Here is an 18,314-nt window from a genome sequence, read left to right as displayed (position 1 = left end):
TAAAGAAATACCTATGTGTTATTAGTGAAAGGAAAGTTAAAACCTAGAGCGTCTGGGTTTTATGATTAGGATATTTATGTATTAGTTTTCTGTTACAATAAATTCGCTTCTTCTGTTTTGCTGATGTTGTTCTTTAGTACAAGGAACACCATTACTACATTTGTTTTGCAACAAAGTTTCTCCATAGCCTCTACTTTTTACTCGATCTGGGGCGATTCCTTTACTGATTATATAGTTAGCTGTTGAAGTAGCTCTTTTAGAAGATAACTTTAGGTTATATGCATCACTACCTTTGCTATCAGTATGTGATCCTATTTCTATTTTAAGTGTAGTATACTCCTTCATGTAAGAGACAATTTTGTCTAATTCTAACGCCGATTTTCCAAGCAATAGGGATTTGTTAGATGCAAAATAAATTGGCTTCAGATTTAATAGTTTGGCTAAGTCTATTCCTGTATTGGGAACATCTTTTTCCAGAAATAATTCTTTGTTTACTTCCGTACTATCTCTATTGGTAGTAATGGAGAGTGTTATTGTTTTATAGTTTTCTTTTTTTGCTTGAATAGTATAATTTTTATTATCACAATCCACTTGTGCAGAAAAGGCTCCTATCATATCTGTCACATCTGTGTGAATAACTTCGTCATTTTGATTGCTAATTGTTATTTGGGTATCAATTAAAAGTGCGTTTGTCTTTTTGTCCAGAATCACTCCATTAATAGAGCCAAAACATTTTGTTACTAAAGGTTTGGTTTCAGTAAAGCTATAGATGTCATCATCACCACGACCACCTAATCTATTGGAAGCAAAGTATCCTTTTTTGGTGTCTTCATTGATTATGAAAGTAACATCATCAAAATTACTATTTATAGGTTTTCCAAGGTTGTAGATCTTTTTTTCATCTTCTTTTGTGTCTACCACGAAAATATCCAACCCTCCTAATCCTAAATGTCCATCTGAAGAGAAGTATAACATTCCAGTTTTACTAATAAATGGGAAAGTGTCTCTACCTTCGGTATTAATTGCCGATCCGAGGTTCTGTGGTGTTCCAAAACTTCCATCTTCGTGTATGTCTACAACGTATAAATCTGAAGCTCCATATCCACCGGGCATATCAGAAGCAAAATATATTTTTTTTTCATCAAAACTTAAAGCAGGATGTGCTACAGAATATTGATCATTGTTAAAAGGAAGTTCTTGTGGTTTTGACCATTTTTGCTTTTCACCTAGTATCGCTTTGTATATTTTAAGACGATTAATTCCTATAGAATCGTTTTTGGATTTTCCCTTATCTATATTGTTTCTAGTGAAATAAATTGTAGAACCATCTTTGGTAAATGCAGAGGTAGATTCGTGTAGACGTGAACCTAGTTCTTTGGAAAATTCTTTTGTAAAAGAAATGTTTAGAGAGTCATTGGAAACTACATTAAATAATCCTAAATAAGATTGCTGATTCCAACGATTTTGTTTTGAAGCATACTTGCTTTTTCCACGAGAAGAAGAAAATACTAGCTGGTTTTGATATATTGAAGGGGCAAAATCGGTAAACGCTGAGTTACCTGAAAAATTAAGCACTTCATATCTTCCGGATTGTAATTCGATTTCTTTAAGGTAATTCGGGTTTTCTTTGAAACGTTTTACTCTTGAATCAAGAGTGTCAAGATTTTTGACATATTCCATTAACTCGTCGGCTTGATCATATAATTCCAAATGCTTATAGCATTGTATTGTTCTATAATAATATTCTGGTTGTAGTTCTTCAACGACAGTACTATCTTCAATTTGCTCGATACGATATTCGATCATGCGCTGATACCATTTCCCAGCATTTTTTAAATCAGCATTGTAATAATATGCATCCGCTAGTTTCTGGTATACTTCTATAGAACCATTTCCCTTGGTTATGATATCCTCGTAGGAATCAATAGCATCAACATATGCCAGACTTTCAAAATTTTTATTGGCCTTTTGTAATGATTTATCTTGTGCAAATAAAAGTATAGGTAGCATCAAGATAATCGTAAGGATTAGTTGAGATGTATTATAGAAAAATTTCATAGTTAACTTTTATTTTGATTAGAAAAATCTAGGATATAAAACACGTTCTTTTTTCTTAAAGATCTCATACCGCAGGAAAAATTCATATGATCCAGAATTAAACTCGGTATTTCCTAAAGCTGTTGTTTCCCAATCATAGGCAAAACCAAGCATCATATTATCTGAAATTTGAAATCCAGCCAAAGCGCTTAGTGCAGCACTCCATCTATAGGCTAAACCTAATGATAGTTTATCATATAATAAGAAATTAGCGGAAACATCGACTTGCAAAGGTGATCCAGAAACTATTTTTCCTAATACTGCTGGTTTTAGTTTTAAGTATTCATTAATATCGAATACATATCCTAAAATCATATAATAATTGATTCGTTCTACTGCCAGAAAGGATGAGGCTGTATTGTCATTTGATGACTCATTAAAATGTTTCGTTTGCAGTAGATTAGGTGCAGAAATACCAGCATAAAATTTCGAGGTATAGTAATAAGCACCAATCCCTACATTGGGTGAAAATTTATTGTCAATATTAGTGTCTAATAATATATCTGAAGTGGCATATTGATTTAATCTATTAAAATCGATATCTAATAAATGTCCTCCTGCTTTTATTCCAAAAGATAACTTAGCTTTATCAGAAGTATTGATGGTATATGAAAAATCAATATCAATGTATGTTTCTTGAGTTGGCCCAATTTTATCATTGATAATGGATAATCCAAGTCCAACTTTTTCATTGGGACCAATAGGCGAATGAATATTTAGCGTTTGAGTTACTGGTGCTCCATCAATACCTACCCATTGATTTCTGTATAATCCAGTGATGCTAATGGCATTTCTGGATCCTGCATAGGCTGGATTAACACTTATTGTATTATACATGTATTGTGTATACTGAGCATCTTGTTGAGCTTGTGTGCATACAATAGATATTAAAAACAAAATAATACTTAATTGATATGTTTTTTTCATAAGATTATTATTTCTGAAAAGAATAATAAAGTTGTTTGTTGATTACTTTAATAGCTTTATCTATTGATATAAAGATAACCGGATCTTGTTTTCGATTCTCCTTCATTATTCTTATACGCGAGTACATAGAAATAAGTACCTACTGGTAGTTGACGTTCTTGATTAACAGTTACTCTACCATTAGATTCTCCTCGGAAATATTCTTGATTTTGACCATATCCGATAGCTTCGTATACAAGTACACCCCATCGATTGAATATTTTCAATTCATTATCAGGGAAGTTTTCAATATTACGTATAATGAATACATCGTTATTGCCATCCCCATTAGGCGTTACTGCGTTAAATATCTCAAGATCATCCTCGGCTGTAGCATCTGAATTGTTTGGCTCTAAATAATCGGGGATTCCATCTCCATCAGAATCAAAAGCATCATCAGGAACCATGTCTCCATCAGGATCTGGGTTTTCATCTTCTGTAAGTATTCCGTCATTATCATCATCGATATCTTGGAAATCATCGATTCCATCACCATCTGTATCTTGAGGATCGTAATTTACTTCTCCAGTATCGGGATCATCTTGTACTTGATCAGGAATACCATCGTCTCCGTAAGGTCCATCAATAGTTCCATCTCCATCACTATCAATACCATCGTGTCCAGCTTCGATGTAATCGTAGATCCCGTCTCCATCAGCGTCTAGATCTAAACTGTCAATAATCCCATCACCATCTGTATCTAATAAAGGATCTCCGTTTTGCTCTTCGATATCGGTAATGCCATCATTGTCATCATCTAAGTCAGTAATGTTAGGAATTCCGTCACCATCGGTATCTAAGTAGCTTATCGTAGGATCATCCGGATCTCCATCATTATCACTATCCACATCATTCGGATCATTAGGGTCATCAGAATCTTCGGTAATCGTCATTGTAGAATTAGGAAGCGAAGCATTTACAAAAGCAGTATTTGCTACAAAACCATTAATAATATCATCTTCTACAATAATATGTCCTGCGGTTATAGAAAACGTTTCTCCTGGTGCTAAAGATGCAATTGTAGAAGGACTTGTAAATACAGCATTAGGATCTGTTATATTTACGTTTAATAGGGTGACATTCCCAGTATTAGTTACCGTAATTGTATAGTTCAGGATGTCATCAATTTCGGTATAAGTAGTTGTATCTACTGTTTTAAGTATCGAAATAGTAGCTAATTGAGGAGTAAAGGTGATTGTTGGATCATCTGGCTCTCCATCTCCATTATTGTCATTATCAGTTGGATTATTAGGATCGTCAGAATCATCTATAACCATTCCTCCATTAGTGTCCTCGGCAGTCACAGAAGCTATGTTAGTAACAGAGGCTGTGTCTAAGTCTTGCTGGGTTATTGTATGTGCGGCAATCACAGTAATTGTTTCTCTTGGCAGTAATGTTGTTATGCTTGCAGGAGAAATACTTCCTGGATCTGCATTTGAATCAGAAATATTGATATTACTTAAAGTAACATTCCCACTATTAGTTACTTCTAAAGTATAGGTAATAATTTCTCCTACAGTATCCCATAATCCATCGGGAGCAGTATCTGCCGCCTTTGTCAATTGAATGGAAGGGTTCTGGTCAAGAGGGGTAATCGTGTTATCATCAGGAGTAGCTGTTGTTGGGTCATCTGATATGTCGGAAACTGCAGTTCCACAGGGGTCAACACCCATTGCTGTTGCACTATTGATTACTTGCCCTGAGTCTAAATCGTTTTGGGTAATAGTATGTGTTGCGGTAACGGTTACAGAGTTCATCGCTGGTATTGTTGCAATTGTGGCAGGTGAAATACTTCCTGGGTCTGCATTAGAATCAGTAATATTTACGTTGCTTATTTCAACATCATTTATGTTTTGAACAATTATTTCATATCGAATAACTTCTCCAACGGTATCATAGTTTCCATCAGTTGCAGGTAAAAATGATTTAGTTAATACGATTTCAGCTTCAGGACTTACGGTTACAGTATAGGTATATGGGTTTCCTAGACATCCATCTGGACTTGTTGGAGTAATTGTATAAACGACTGTTTGGATATTCCCACTGGTATTCACTAATGTATCTGTTATTAATATTGAAGTATCTGGAGTAGTTGTTTCTCCAGTAACATTTACATTATCAGCTGCAAACCAAGAGAAAGTAGTGCCTGGAATATCTACATCAGCACTTAAATCGTGATTTAGAGAAATACTACTACAAGTAGAATCAGTTGGAGCTATATTGTTAAAAGGTTCAGGTAATACTGTAACGGTAACGGTAAATGTGTTTCCAATACATCCATTACTATTAAAAGGTGTAATCGTATATATAATATCCTCATTACTTCCTGAAATATTTTGTATTGTGTCGGGAATTATAGTTCCATTGCCATCTACGGCTCCGTTAACATTCGGATTTGGAGTAACTATCCAATCAAATGTAACACCAGAAAGAGTTGTTAAGTTTGATAAGTTAAATCCAAGAGAGTTATTGCTACAAATAGAGGTTGAGGTATCTGAAATCTCTAGTGTGGCCGTAACATCAATGGTATACGTGAAATTGTATACACTACTGTTTCCTGCACAATCTGTATAAGTAAACGTATATGTTTTAATACCATCACAAGTTGGATCTGTACTTTCCGTAATTATTGGAACGATATTATTTCCACATACATCAGTCACGATTGGCGCTGTAGGTTGTATAGCATCAACTATATCATTTACAGTTGCCGTCCCATCAGCAGGTACTATCGGAAGTGTCGTTACCTCAATAGTATAGGTGAAGGTGTATACAGATACATTCCCAGCACAATCGGTATAGGTGTAGGTATATATTTTATCTCCTTCACAAGTTGGGTCTGTATTTTCAGTAATAACTGGAACGATATTATTTCCACAGACATCGGTCACGATTGGTGCAGCAGGTTGAGTAGCATCCGCAATGCATTCTACGATTGTAGTGCCATCGACAGGTACCACTGGCAGTGTTGTCACATCCAAAGTATAGGTGAAAGTATATACAGATACATTCCCAGCACAATCAGTGTAGGTATAGGTGTATATTTTATCTCCTTCACAGGTTGGATCTGTGTTTTCGGTAATAACAGCTACAATATTATTTCCACAGACATCAGTAACAACCGGCGCTGCAGGTTGCGTAGCATCCGCAATACATTCTACGGTTGCAGTACCATTAGAAGGTACGACAGGTAATGTAGTCACATCAATGGTATATGTAAAAGTATATACAGAAACATTTCCAGCACAATCGGTATAAGTGTAAGTATATATTTTATCCCCTTCACAAGTTGGATCTGTATTTTCGGTAATAACAGCTACAATATTATTTCCACAGACATCAGTAACAACCGGCGCTGCAGGTTGCGTAGCATCCGCAATACATTCTACGGTTGCTGTTCCATCAGCAGGCACTACCGGAAGTGTCGTTACCTCAATAGTATAGGTGAAGGTGTATACAGATATATTCCCAGCACAATCAGTGTAGATGTAGGTGTATATTTTATCTCCTTCACAAGTTGGGTCTGTATTTTCAGTAATAGCTGGAACGATATTATTTCCACAGACATCGGTCACGATTGGTGCAGCAGGTTGCGTAGCATCCGCAATGCATTCTACGATTGCAGTGCCATCGACAGGTACCACTGGCAGTGTTGTCACATCCAAAGTATAGGTGAAGGTGTATACAGATACATTCCCAGCACAATCAGTATAGGTGTAGGTATATATTTTATCTCCTTCACAAGTTGGATCTGTATTTTCTGTAATAACTGGAGCAATATTATTTCCGCATACATCTGTAACTACCGGAGCCGTAGGCTGAGTTGCATCCGCAATACACTCTACGATTGCTGTTCCATCAGCAGGCACTACCGGAAGTGTCGTTACCTCAATAGTATAGGTGAAGGTGTATACAGATACATTCCCAGCACAATCAGTGTAGGTATAGGTGTATATTTTATCTCCTTCACAGCTAGGATCTGTATTTTCTGTAATAACAGGTGTTATATCATTATTACATACATCAGTTACCGTTGGAGCAGTTGGTTGTGTAGCATCCGCAATGCATTCTACCGTTGCTGTTCCATCGGCAGGTACTACCGGAAGCGTAGTTACGTCAATCGTATAGGTAAAGGTATATACAGATATATTCCCAGCACAATCGGTATAGGTGTAAGTATATATTTTATCACCTTCACAAGTTGGGTCTGTATTTTCGGTAATTACTGGAACAATGTTATTTCCACATACATCGGTTACAACCGGAGCTGCAGGCTGAGTTGCATCGGCAATACATTCTACGGTTGCAGTTCCATCGACAGGTACTACCGGAAGTGTAGTTACGTCAATCGTATAGGTAAAGGTATATACAGATACATTTCCAGCACAATCAGTGTAGGTGTAGGTATATATTTTATCTCCTTCACAGGTTGGATCTGTATTTTCGGTAATTACCGGAACAATGTTATTTCCACAGACATCGGTCACGATTGGTGCAGCAGGTTGCGTAGCATCCGCAATACATTCTACGGTAGCTGTTCCATTAGCAGGTACTACCGGAAGTGTAGTTACATCCAGTGTATAGGTAAAGGTATACACAGATACATTTCCAGCACAATCGGTATAGGTGTAAGTATATATTTTATCACCTTCACAAGTTGGGTCTGTATTTTCGGTAATTACTGGAACAATGTTATTTCCACATACATCGGTTACAACCGGAGCTGCAGGCTGAGTTGCATCGGCAATACATTCTACGGTTGCAGTTCCATTAGCAGGTACTACCGGAAGTGTCGTTACATCCAGTGTATAGGTAAAGGTATATACAGATACATTTCCAGCACAATCGGTAAAGGTATAGGTGTATATTTTATCACCTTCACAAGTTGGGTCTGTATTTTCGGTAATTACCGGAACAATGTTATTTCCACATACATCAGTTACCGTTGGAGCAGTTGGTTGTGTAGCATCCGCAATACATTCTACCGTTGCAGTTCCATCGACAGGTACTACCGGAAGCGTAGTTACGTCAATCGTATAGGTAAAAGTATATATAGATACATTTCCGGCACAATCGGTATAGGTGTAGGTGTATATTTTATCTCCTTCACAGGTTGGATCTGTATTTTTAGTAATCACTGGAGTAATGTTATTTCCACATACATCAGTTACCGTTGGAGCAGTTGGTTGTGTTGCATCGGCAATACACTCTACAGTTGCTGTTCCATTGACAGGTACTACCGGAAGTGTTGTTACCTCAATAGTATAGGTAAAAGTATATACAGATACATTCCCGGCACAATCGGTATAGGTGTAAGTATATATTTTATCTCCTTCACAAGTTGGATCTGTATTTTCAGTAATAACTGGAACGATATTATTTCCGCAGACATCCGTAACAACCGGAGCTGCAGGTTGCGTAGCATCGGCAATACATTCTACGGTTGCTGTTCCATTAGCAGGTACTACCGGAGATGTAGTTACATCAATGGTATAGGTAAAAGTATATACAGATATATTCCCTGCACAATCGGTGTAGGTGTAGGTATATATTTTATCTCCTTCACAGGTTGGATCTGTATTTTCGGTAATCACTGGAGTAATGTCATTTCCACAGACATCAGTAACAACCGGCGCTGCAGGTTGCGTAGCATCCGCAATACATTCTACGGTTGCTGTTCCATTAGCAGGTACTACCGGAGGTGTAGTTACATCAATGGTATAGGTAAAAGTATATACAGATACATTCCCGGCACAATCGGTATAGGTGTAAGTATATATTTTATCCCCTTCACAAGCAGGATCTGTATTTTCGGTAATCACTGGAGTAATATTATTTCCACAGACATCAGTAACAACCGGCGCTGCAGGTTGCGTAGCATCTGCAATGCATTCTACCGTTGCTGTTCCATTAGCCGGTACAACTGGAGATGTAGTTAAATCAATAGTATAGGTAAAAGTATATACAGATACATTCCCAGCACAATCAGTATACGTATAGGTATATATTTTATCTCCTTCACAAGTTGGATCTGTATTTTCGGTAATTACTGGAACAATGTTATTTCCACATACATCAGTAACGGTTGGAGCAGTTGGTTGTGTTGCATCGGCAATACACTCTACAGTTGCTGTTCCATTAGCAGGTACTACCGGAAGTGTCGTTACTTCAATAGTATAGGTAAAGGTATATACAGATATATTCCCAGCACAATCAGTGTAGGTATAGGTATATATTTTATCACCTTCACAAGTTGGATCTGTATTTTCGGTAATAACAGGTGTTATAACAGTTCCATTACTGTCAGTAACAGTTGGAGCAGTTGGTTGTGTTGCATCGGCAATACACTCTACCGTTGCTGAATCATTTGGAGGAATTACCAATGGCGGTTCAACAGTTACTGTGATTGTATAAATTGTTCCAACACATCCATTAGCATCTGCAGTAGGCGTAATAGTATACACCACATCCTGAGCAACCGTAGAAGTATTGATAAGAGTATCCTCTATTCTATCATTAGTTGATGTGGCAGTTGTTTCTCCTGAGATATTAGGGTTATCAACAGCTGACCAGGAAAAAGTAACACCATCGTCGTAATTACTTACTTGTGTAATTAAATTTTGATTAAGTGTATCTCCTGTACAAATATCTACAGTCCGAGTGGTATTATTTACTCTAGGAGTTCGCTGTATTGTTACAATGTATGTATATGTATCTTGCGGTATACCTCCTGAATCAAATCCTGTAATAGTATAAATTACTTCCTGATCCGTAATACTAGTATTTATTAAGGTATCCGTAATTTCAGAATCCGTAGAAACTGATATAGTTTCTCCTGAAACAAAAGGATTATTAGAGGCAGACCAGCTAAATGATACTATAGTAGGGTTAACATCTGCAGTTAGATCATGTGCTAAAGTTGTTCCACCACATATAGTTTCTATTGGATTTACTGTTACAGTTTCAGTAGCCATAAAATCTGCTGGATCGGCGATACTTCCTGTTCTTGGTGTAGCAGTTGCGGTTACGGTATTGGTAATATCGGCTTGATTTATGATATCTGTAGCAGTCACTACATACGTTACTGTCCAAATCGCGTTAGTTCCCGGATCCAACTGATCTACATCATTGTCTGCTCCATCATCTGTTCCTGTCGTACTTTGTAAAGTAATTATACCTAGAGTGCCACTACCTGAATGAACATCAGCAAGACTAACTTCGTCAAAGGTTACATTTCCTGTATTACTAACAGTATACGTATACGTTATTGTTTGGCCTTCTGTAACATTACTATCATCATCAGCTAATTTGGCTACAGTTATGGAAGGAGTAGATATTAGAGGAACAATTGTAGGGTCATTAGTGGTTGTTGTTGGATCATCTGGATCATCAGATAAATCAGTCACACTACCCAAACCAGGATCTTGAGCCCCAACAGTTGCGGTATTTACAACCTGAGCAGCATCTAGATCATCTTGTGTAATTACATGAGTCGCTTCAAAAGTTGCGGTATCCATAGGTACCATGCTATCAACTATGTTATCAGTTCCTGTATCTGTTCCAGTAGTGCTTATTAGCGTAATTGTATCTGCATTAGGATCTACAACATTTATATCTGTCAATGTCACATTTCCAACGCTAGTGGCTATTATCGTATAGGTAATGGTTTGTCCTAACATGTTGTAAGGACCATTTGTAGGAGCATCATCAACCTTGGTAACTTCTAATCGACCAAATTGAGGAATCGTAACTACCGTTGCATCGTTTGGAGCTAAGGTTGTGGGATCATCGGACATATCGGATACTACTAATCCTTCAACTGGTTCCGTACCAGTTGCAGTAGCAATATTTGTTGTATTTCCATTATCAAAATCAGGCTGAACAATTTCATGGGTTGCAGTAAAAACTACAGATTCACCTGCTGGCAAATTCGTAACGGATGTAGGACTCAAACTACCAGAATCAATATTTGAGTCAGTAATGGTAATATTATTTAAACTTACGTTTCCTGTATTAATTACTGTAAATTCATAAGTAATTATTTCTCCTAAGGTATCATACAAGCCATCTGGAGCTGGTTGTGCGATTTTTTCAAGTACTATTGCTCCTTTTTGATCGATAGGAGTAATGGTAGGATCATCTGTTGTTGTGGTAGGATCATCAGGATCATCTGAAGTATCAGAAATTACAAATCCATTAGATAAAGTACCTTCTGCAGTAGCTGTATTTACTACTTGATCAGCTTCTATATCCGCTTGAGTAATGGTATGTGTTGCCGTAAAATTGGCAACTGCTCCAATGCCTAAATTAGAAACTGATGCTGGAGATAAACTTCCCACATCTATATTAGGATCTGTAATAGTTACACTAGGAATAACTTGATTTCCTGTGTTGGTAACGACGAAATCATATGTTATTACTTCTCCTACCGTATCATAACTCCCATCGGGAGGTGCTTGATCACTTTTGGTTATTTCTAATTCGTTATTGATAATGGTCACATCTTCTGTAGGATCGTCTGGTAATGCATTTGCTTCTACCTCTGTTTGGGTATTACTAATAGTGTTGGTGACAGTTAATCCAGCGGAGCCTTCATTTACGGTTGCTTCTATTATTAAGGTATGAATTTCTCCGCTAAACATAGTACCGATTGTCCAATCCGGATCTGCCCAAGTTCCAAAACTAGGTGTCACGGTTCCAAATATTAATGCTGAGGGTAGCGCATCATTAATTACTAAATTACTTACTGGGTTTACACCTAAATGTTCTACAGTAACGGTAAATGTAACGGTATCCCCTTCGATAACCGGACTAGTATCTACAGTTTTTGTTAGTACAATCTCCGGATCACAATTATATACGGATAATATAGCAGAATCATAGGTACATGTCCCTTTGGTAACACGTACAAAAAAATCTCCTGGTTCTGTGGGAGTAAAAGAATTCGTTGTTGCTCCTGCAATTAATACACCATTTTGAAACCATTGATAGGCATCAAAACTGGATGAAATTTCAAAAACATCAGCACCAGGAAGGCAGCCTCCACCAGTAACATCCAGTTCCACTACAGGAACAGTATCAAATCCAGAAAAATATCCCGCGATTCCGGCTGCACCACTCACTCCTAGAAATCCAACTGCAATAGGCCCTGTAGATTGTACAGAAACATTACCCGTAAGACCAGGAATATAAAAGGTTTTCCAATCTCCTGTACCAGTTACTGCTTGTTCATTAGCTAAAGCAACGGTTCCAGTGTCATCAGTTAATACGATATTGGCATTTGGAGTAGTTGTAGAGGCTACAATCGTAATCCCTCCGTTAAAATTAGCTCCATCTACATCTCTAATATTGGAGATATTACTTAACCTATCCGGAAGTAAACAATTTACTGGAGCAATAAAATTTAAACCACCAGTAAAAGCTGAACCCGAACCGGCTAAATGCTGATACGCATATACTTCTTTTGAAGCGGTCACGTACATGTTTCCGCTAACCGCGGTCGGAGAATAATTACTTCCATCGATTACATAATATTCTCCGGTATTGATTGTTGTCTCCAGAACACCTCCTACAAAGATATCGGTACCATTTTGAGTTCCAATAATAATGGGAGTTTCTATATTGTCCTGACCATTACCACGTATAAATACATATTCTCTTCCCAATACATTTTCGGGTACAGGTTGATCAATCAGTGCATCCCTATTATTAGAACCAATTCTGGGTGCGCCGTTTAAATTTCCATTAGAAATAGCGATTTTTTTATCAGATTGGATAGTGGCTCCTAACCAACAATCAATGTTAGCTGGTGTGGCATTTCGTAAGGCCTCCATAACATAGGTTTGACCCTGAGTAAGTTCTATTTGCCAGGTATCATCGGTAATTCCATCATCATCTCCTCGTAACCTAAACTCACAATCTGATCCATATCCATAAATATTTATAGTAGTTGTACCTGGCTCTGTAGCCATAATACCTAAAGTTGCATTAAGACTACTTTGACCATTACCATAATTAGGTCTACCACCCCATTTAAAAATAGTTCCTATAGCCTGTCTACCCTTGGATGTTAACGAAGTGGCCTGAGAGGTAGATCTACCTCTATAATTAACATAAAAACTTTCTCCATTTTCTGATTCAAAACGAAGCCCACTGTTACTTAAAACCCTTCCTGTATTGGTATTTGTAACTAAAGTTATATTATTATCTCCATCAGGCACATCATATTTACCAGGAGCAGCATTAGAAATAGTTAGAGTAGCTACCTCCATAGCATTATTCCCCTGGTACACCTTTACATCAAAAGCCGTAGTTTCTGGAGTTGATAAATAGAATGCCTGCTGACGTATGGCCTGATTATTACCTCCTTGTTTTAAGGGTGGTAAGTAGTGTACATTACTCAGTTGACCAAAAACACTAAAAAAGGATATAGTTAATAGAAATAAAAGTAGGTAGTATTTTTTCATTAGATGGGTAGTTATGACAATGGTTTTCTAAATTAGAAAAGAGTAATATTTATATTTTATTAAAGGCTTTGAAAAAACCTATGTTTATCGACGAAATACATTAAATTGAGTTGAAAAGAGATTTTTGTTAAAAATCGTTAAAAAAGCATACTGTCAAAGATACAGGTTGAGGGAAATTATCTATTGTGGAGAAACCACAAACTATAAGATGATAAGACATAATTTTTAATTCGGTTTTGAGAAAGCCAATAAGTTATGATGTATAATTTTCGTAATAAATACTTCTAACAATTTATAAGCATTGTTTTTCTGATTACCATAAATTAGAATAATTAAATTACTTTTAATCTCTAATTCTAAAGCAACTCATGCATTACATTGTGTCTAATCATTTACTTAGGATATTTCTCTATCTACTGGTTTGTTTATATGTTATTTGGGTTGGAGTGGTTATTGAACCAGATACTATGAGTTATGTAGGCCTGTCTTTGATTACTCCACCAGGATATGGTACTTTTTTATTTGTTTTTCGTAAACTTTTTGGAGAGGATCATTATTATCCGATTATTGTATTTGTTCAATTAGTTCTGGGTTTTGCCTCTTGTTGGTATCTTGTTAAAATCATAAGGAAGGTATTTGAGGTAGATAAAAGATTATTGATTTTAATCGATGTAATGCTATTAGCGCCCATTTTCATACCTGAATATTTAACTGTAAATCGCATTGTAACTCAGGGATTGGCATACCCTTGTTTTTTAGTAATCACAGCATTTTTACTTCAGTATCTTTTTCTGAAAAATAAAAGAACGATTGTGTGGTTACTGCTATCTGTTTTTATTGGAATGCTAATACGAACACAATTTTTCTTTATCGTTCCAGTATTGTTGCTGATTTTTGGTTATCAATGGTATGTTAACAAAAAATCAAAACAATTTGCAACTCCAATTGTTTTGATATTACTTATTCTAATGATGGTTTCTGCTGTACAGAAAACCTTTAACTATGTGGTTCATGATACCTATGTAAATGTTTCAGGCACTGGACTTTTGCTAACAACTGCACCTTTTTTTGTAGCTGATGAAGAGGATTACAAGATTTATGATGACACTGAAATTCAGGAATATTATAAACAGATGTACAAAATTGCTGTGGATCGCAAATTACTCGATGATTTTTACGTTCCGTTTAATGATAATGTGTTTCATCATTTTGATTATAATTTTGTGAACATATCTTATGGAGTACTTTCTGAAGAAGGTAGAAAATTTTTAATGCCGTCCAATCCTAATACTCACCTGGCATTGATTGCTAATGATAAATTCTTAATGAATATGTGGTTGCCTTTATTATTAGATAATTTTTGGAAATGTTTAGACCTTTTTTATAAAAACGTGGAACACGCTTTTGGAGGGTTTTATATGATATGGTTATCCCTTTTGCTTTTAATAGGTTCTTTGTGTTTTTGGATTAAGTATAAAGAGAAATTGGCTTTAGTAGCTTTTATATGGATGTTGTTCACTTTTAGTAATATTATTTTAGTGTGTATTGCACTGCATAGTATTGGTCGGTATATGATATATCATCAATGGATTCTTCCTGTTTTACTAATTTTATTACTAGATAAAATTAGTAAAAACACCCGCCTTATTTCCTCATCAAAAAATTAAGCTTTGGTAGATGAAGCTACAACTTCCAGTGTAGTTTGGTATAGATCGGATTTTAATACCCACGCTTTTAACCAGGCATAAAAACTCATTGTAAAAATATCTTCCTGTTCGGGATTGTTTTGTATTAGAGAGCCTTTGATTTTTGTTAAAAACTCTTTAGTGTTTATAGTGTCACTATGCAAGTAAAAACTCATTGTCAATGATAGAAACTCCAAAACTCGATTTTCATTATTGTTTTTAAGATAACTACGATGCTTTTTTCTAAACCCTTTTACTCTCGATTCTACTATATCGATATGATCTAGTTCAATATGAAGAAGTATTTCGGTGAGATTTTTTTTAATAACCCAGATAATTCCAGCTTTTTCAGTATACCAAGTATCGCTATGGTGTAATTCATTAAGTAACTTCAATGCTTCTTTACATCGGGATTGCTGGAAATAGAATACAATTAAGGTTAATTTTAAGTCTAAAATATAGGAGGTTTGATCTTTTGTCTTACTGAAGTCAAAGCTTTCTAAGGACAATATCGCTTTTTCTGCTTTACCGATATAATTATTATTCAGAGCTTTCAGTAGTTCAAGTTGAGGAAGAAATCTTTTGTAATACTTCCCTCGTTGTTTTGTCATCTGTAACTCCATTCTTTCTAGATATTCTTGCGATGTAGTAAAGTTTTTATTTCTAAAATAAGAATTAGCAACATAATATAGTATCTGGATATGATAGAACAAATGCTTGTCTGTAAATTGTTCCTTTGATTCAATTTGTTGATATGTCTCTTCTACAAAAGAAAGAATGGAATGGAAATTACGAGCTGCATTTGCTGCTTGATTTATGATTTCCAGTATTTTGAATAATGATCGAAAAGTCAAATCATTTGTAATCGAAAGATCGAAATTGTCTAAAGAATCACTAATGGTTTGAGCAATATTACTCCGGTTCAGGGAAAGCTTATTCTGGATATTCGCATAAAAAAGATTTAAGTTCTCTTCCTGTTGTAATAACTTTTGATTATTTCTGAAATCCTTTATTAAACTGTCTAAAGATGTATCTGGGTCAACATGAGCATATTGAATTTTAGTATAATAAATTTCGTGTAGTATGCTAAACAGATCATAGGTTTTAGCTTTTAACGCTGCCTTTCTAATGGTTTTTATAGCAATCTTATATTGTTTTTGTTCGAAGAAAATTCTGCTGGCTAGGAGTAGTTTTAAGATTTCCATCTCTTCAGATGTTTCACTTTCAAAACTTTTGGTAGCAATAAAATCGATTAAGTTATCGTGTAATCTTTTACAGAGGGCATGAAAAGCGCCTTTAGCTCTTTTCCCGTATAGCTGTATATCTAGGTCTTTACTGTTTAGAGTTGTGTCTAACAGTTTGAATAACTGGATATTTTTAGTGTCACTTCTTTTGTTTTTTTGTTTGAGATTACTTATAAAACTTCTCTTTTCTTCAGAAGATAAGGTCGCAATTATAGAAGAAAGTGTATTCATTATATCGTAAGTATATATTGCTTAAAAATACTTTAAATATTGAATAAATTACTTAAAAAACACAATTATATCATAAGTTTTTTGTGAATATAGAGTTTTTTAACTGATCAAGTCGTTGCAAATTTGTCCTGTTCAAAACAAACAATTGAAATAAAAATTTAATCATCAAAATCAATTATTATGGACTATAAGTTTAGTAACGATGTAACAGAAGAAATTAAAAAAGATAACATCGATAAAAAGGAAGTTAAAGTATATGATCAAAAACCAACACCGGCATTTATAAGCGCTTCTTGGGTAGCATTGTTTGCAGGTATGATTTCATTTTGTACTGGTTTATGGAACGCAGAAATGCTATTGAATGAGAAAGGATATTATTTCACTATTTTATTATTTGGATTATTTTCTGCGGTATCGGTACAGAAAAATGTAAGAGATAAGTTAGAAGGGCTGCAGGTTACAGAAATCTACTACGGAATCAGTTGGTTTGCGGCATTAGCATCCATTATATTATTAATTATCGGTTTATGGAATGCAGATTTAGATCTTAGTGAAAAAGGATTCTACGGGATGTCATTTACACTTAGTTTGTTTGCTGCCATTGCAGTGCAAAAAAACACCAGAGATAAAAAATTCATTGAAAGTAAGGATGCATAATTGGAAATGGATCAAAAGGAGGAACTGCAGCCATGTGGTTCCTTGTTTTGATGATTAGAAAAGGCAGCTACAATGCTGTGGCTGTCTTTTTTTAACTTGAAACTTAAACTATAAAATCAAATTATCTTGAAGAAGGAAAAAATAGGGATCGTCTTATTGTTTGTCCTAGGTGTAATTGCAGTGATGACAATGTTTTTTATAGATCCGATCATACAGAATGAAAGCTATCATCTATTTAATGATAATAGAAGTTTTGTTAATATTCCAAATTTCTGGAATGTTATCTCAAATTACCCTTTTCTAATTGTTGGAGGTCTGGGTGTTATTTATTTCATGCAATCTAAGAAACCGGAAATATCCTATGTATTACTTTTTTTGGGAATCATATTAGTTGCTATTGGTTCTGGGTATTATCATTTGTTTCCTAGTTCTCAATCTTTGGTTTGGGATAGATTGCCGATGACCATAGTTTTTATGACGTTGTTTTCTATAGTAATTAAAGAGTTTGTATCTGTTAGACTTGGAAGATTAGTTTTATTTCCGCTAATTCTGGTCGGTATGAGTTCTATATTGTATTGGGCTTTCGGGAAATCAGGTGATTTAAGGTTTTATGCTTTAATTCAATTTTATCCAATGTTAGCTATTCCCATAATTCTAATTTTTTTTAAATCTAAGTATAATAAAGGAATTGAGTATTGGATACTTTTAACTTCTTATATAATTGCTAAAATTTTGGAATATTTTGATGCAGAGATATATCTGTTTTTAGAATTTATCAGTGGGCATTCATTAAAACATATTGTTGCAGCGATTGGTCTTTACGTTTTACTAAACTTTTATAAGAAAAGAAATAATATAGTTAAGGAAAATCTTAAAAGGTTTCCTAGTTCTTATTCTCCTGTAAAGCGGATTTTATCAAAATGATTACTTATGACACATAATTTTATAATCTTATAATGATTAATAGT

At 35.3% G+C, this 18,314-nt stretch carries 7 protein-coding genes; 3 read left to right on the top strand and 4 right to left on the bottom strand.

Translation table 11 applies throughout. The annotated features are described in order from the left end of the window. Positions 1 to 81: 81 nt before the first annotated feature. From Q0829_RS14915 to Q0829_RS14905, 3 genes are read right to left on the bottom strand one after another with little or no spacing between them, the layout of a single operon-like run. Positions 82 to 2,058: an OmpA family protein gene (locus Q0829_RS14915; protein WP_298544491.1), complete on the bottom strand. Its 1,977-nt coding sequence runs from the start codon at positions 2,056 to 2,058 to the stop codon at positions 82 to 84. 18 nt (positions 2,059 to 2,076) lie between these two features. Further along, positions 2,077 to 3,024 (bottom strand): type IX secretion system membrane protein PorP/SprF, encoded by a 948-nt coding sequence (locus tag Q0829_RS14910; protein ID WP_298544489.1) that lies wholly within the window; start codon positions 3,022 to 3,024, stop codon positions 2,077 to 2,079. Positions 3,025 to 3,080: 56 nt separating this feature from the next. Then, the gene (locus tag Q0829_RS14905) at positions 3,081 to 13,529 is read right to left on the bottom strand and encodes a PKD-like domain-containing protein (protein ID WP_298544486.1); all 10,449 of its coding nucleotides are present in this window, start codon (positions 13,527 to 13,529) and stop codon (positions 3,081 to 3,083) included. Between the two features lie 368 nt (positions 13,530 to 13,897). Here Q0829_RS14905 and Q0829_RS14900 point away from each other — a divergent pair, with 368 nt between their 5' ends. Beyond that, on the top strand, positions 13,898 to 15,196 hold the full coding sequence (locus tag Q0829_RS14900; protein ID WP_298544484.1) for a hypothetical protein: 1,299 nt from the start codon (positions 13,898 to 13,900) through the stop codon (positions 15,194 to 15,196). Here the strand turns inward: Q0829_RS14900 and Q0829_RS14895 are convergent. After that, complete coding sequence (locus Q0829_RS14895) at positions 15,193 to 16,689, bottom strand: hypothetical protein (RefSeq protein ID WP_298544482.1); 1,497 nt, start codon at positions 16,687 to 16,689, stop codon at positions 15,193 to 15,195. The genes Q0829_RS14900 and Q0829_RS14895 overlap by 4 nt on opposite strands. 180 nt (positions 16,690 to 16,869) lie before the next feature. Here Q0829_RS14895 and yiaA point away from each other — a divergent pair, with 180 nt between their 5' ends. Then, the gene (yiaA, locus tag Q0829_RS14890; RefSeq protein ID WP_298544480.1) at positions 16,870 to 17,346 is read left to right on the top strand and encodes an inner membrane protein YiaA; all 477 of its coding nucleotides are present in this window, start codon (positions 16,870 to 16,872) and stop codon (positions 17,344 to 17,346) included. A gap of 126 nt (positions 17,347 to 17,472) precedes the next feature. Beyond that, on the top strand, positions 17,473 to 18,270 hold the full coding sequence (locus tag Q0829_RS14885) for a ceramidase domain-containing protein (protein WP_298544477.1): 798 nt from the start codon (positions 17,473 to 17,475) through the stop codon (positions 18,268 to 18,270). The last annotated feature ends 44 nt before the right edge of the window (positions 18,271 to 18,314 follow it).

This window comes from uncultured Aquimarina sp., from assembly GCF_947492405.1.
Lineage (GTDB): Bacteria > Bacteroidota > Bacteroidia > Flavobacteriales > Flavobacteriaceae > Aquimarina.
Note: the sequence above shows the minus strand (reverse complement) of the source record. Positions and strands in the feature narration are given on the sequence as shown.

Bases quoted from the DNA above. Each gene is read 5' to 3' on its own strand.
- Q0829_RS14915 (WP_298544491.1), bottom strand. From the start codon at position 2,058: ATGAAATTTTTCTATAATACATCTCAACTAATCCTTACGATTATCTTG.
- Q0829_RS14910 (WP_298544489.1), bottom strand. From the start codon at position 3,024: ATGAAAAAAACATATCAATTAAGTATTATTTTGTTTTTAATATCTATT.
- Q0829_RS14905 (WP_298544486.1), bottom strand. From the start codon at position 13,529: ATGAAAAAATACTACCTACTTTTATTTCTATTAACTATATCCTTTTTT.
- yiaA (WP_298544480.1), top strand. From the start codon at position 16,870: ATGGACTATAAGTTTAGTAACGATGTAACAGAAGAAATTAAAAAAGAT.
- Q0829_RS14895 (WP_298544482.1), bottom strand. From the start codon at position 16,689: ATGAATACACTTTCTTCTATAATTGCGACCTTATCTTCTGAAGAAAAG.
- Q0829_RS14900 (WP_298544484.1), top strand. From the start codon at position 13,898: ATGCATTACATTGTGTCTAATCATTTACTTAGGATATTTCTCTATCTA.